We start from the raw sequence: 1,629 nt of genomic DNA, 5'->3' as shown, positions 1-1,629 counted from the left end.
GCCGACAGCCAGTCGCCGGAACGGCCGAAGTGCGACAGGCTGATGCGCTCGAACACGCTTTGTGCCACCTGCAGCTCGCGCCGTATCCAGACCAGCTGGCCGTCGATCCACAGGATGTGCAGGCCTTCGCCGGGCGAGAGGTAGGCGCGCGGCGCCTGGCCGGCGCGCAGGTCTTCTTCCAGGCTCTGGTAGGCCGTGCCCTGGCGCACGCTGCGCGCGGTGAACTGGTTGACCTGGCGCAGCGAGGGGTGTGCGTCCATGTATTCGACCAGCGCGGAAAACAAAAACTCGTCGCGCGAATCCACCGTGAGGGTGGAGATGACAAAACGCCGGAGCCAGGAAACGAGCAGCCCCGGCACGTCTTTGAGCCAGAAAGCCAGTGCGCCCGCGGCGGCCAGCAGTGCGGCCTGGGCGGCGGGGGTGTTCAGCAAGGTGTCCATGCCGGGTTTATAGCCCGGGGCAGGACTCAGCCCCGCGGGTGGTGCTGCGCCACCACCGCCTTGAGCCGTTCACGCGCCACGTGGGTGTAAATGGTGGTGGTGGAAATGTCGGCGTGGCCCAGCAGCATCTGCACCGCGCGCAGGTCGGCGCCGTGGTTGAGCAGGTGGGTGGCGAACGCATGGCGCAAGGTGTGCGGCGACAGCGGCGCGGTGATGCCGGCGGCCAGCGCGTATTTCTTGACCAGCTGCCAGAACATGGCCCGCGTCATGGCCGAGCCAGCGCGCGAGCCGCGGGCGGTGATGAAGAGGTCGTCGCTGGGCTGGCCGCCCAGCAGTTCGCGCCGGCCTTGCGCCAGCCAGGCCTGCAGCCACTGCCCGGCCACCTGGCCGAACGGCACCAGCCGTTCCTTGTTGCCTTTGCCGGTCACGCGCAGCACGTGCTCGTTCAGTCCGACCTGGAAGGTCTTGATCGACACCAGTTCGCTCACCCGCAGGCCGCTGGCGTACAGCAGCTCCAGCATGGCGCGGTCGCGCTGGCCCAGCGGTGTGCCGGTGTCGGGCGCGTTCAGCAGCGCTTCCACCTGCGCTTCGCTCAGCGTCTTGGGCACGCGCAGTGGCTGGCGCGCGGCCAGCAGGCGCAGGGTGGGGTCGGTGCTGATGAGGCGCTCGCGCAGCGCCCAGCGGAAGTAGCGCTTGAACACCGTCAGCCGCCGGTTGGCGGTGGTGGCGCGGGTCTGGGCGTGGCGTTCGGCGAAGTAGCCGTTGATGTCGGCTTCGCCCGCCTCGGGCAAGGCCTTGGCCCCGCCCTCGCTCGCGGCAAGCCACTGGCCGAACAGGACGAGGTCGCGCCGGTAGGCGTCCAGCGTGTAGCGCGAGAGGCCCTCTTCGAGCCAGAGGGCGTCGATGAAGGTGCCCGCGCTGGCCTCGCTGCGCGCCAGCGCGGCGGCGTCCATCACTCCAGGCTCAGCTTCTGCTTGGCCACCACCTGCTTGTAGACCTCGAACTCCGCCTTGATCTGGGTCGCGAACTGCTCGGGCGTGTTGGCCACGATCAGCGAGCCCGTGTCCTCGATGCGCTTGCGCACGGCCGGGTCCTTGAGCGCCTGCTGGGTGGCGTTGTAGATCTTGTCGGTCACGTCCTTGGGCAGGCCCTTGGGCGCGATGAAGCCGTAATAGGCCATGCGGTTGAC

General features: G+C 68.9%; 3 protein-coding genes. All 3 read right to left on the bottom strand.

Annotated features, from left to right (window positions below):
• Nucleotides 1-440, bottom strand: a 440-nt coding sequence (locus ACR2JA_RS13255; protein ID WP_434009548.1) for a hypothetical protein, incomplete at its 3' end; no start/stop codon positions are given.
• A 26-nt stretch (nt 441-466) separates the two neighbouring features.
• Nucleotides 467-1,393: a site-specific tyrosine recombinase XerD gene (xerD, locus tag ACR2JA_RS13250; RefSeq protein ID WP_434009547.1), complete on the bottom strand. Its 927-nt coding sequence runs from the start codon at nt 1,391-1,393 to the stop codon at nt 467-469.
• Nucleotides 1,393-1,629: tripartite tricarboxylate transporter substrate-binding protein (locus ACR2JA_RS13245; protein ID WP_434009546.1), on the bottom strand; the 237-nt coding region annotated here is incomplete at its 5' end. The genes ACR2JA_RS13245 and xerD, both read right to left, overlap by 1 nt.

This window comes from Hydrogenophaga sp., assembly GCF_051007235.1.
Classification (GTDB): domain Bacteria; phylum Pseudomonadota; class Gammaproteobacteria; order Burkholderiales; family Burkholderiaceae_C; genus Hydrogenophaga.
Note: the sequence above shows the minus strand (reverse complement) of the source record. Positions and strands in the feature narration are given on the sequence as shown.

Excerpts from the sequence above, each read along its gene's own strand:
- xerD (WP_434009547.1), bottom strand. The coding sequence starts at position 1,393 with ATGGACGCCGCCGCGCTGGCGCGCAGCGAGGCCAGCGCGGGCACCTTC.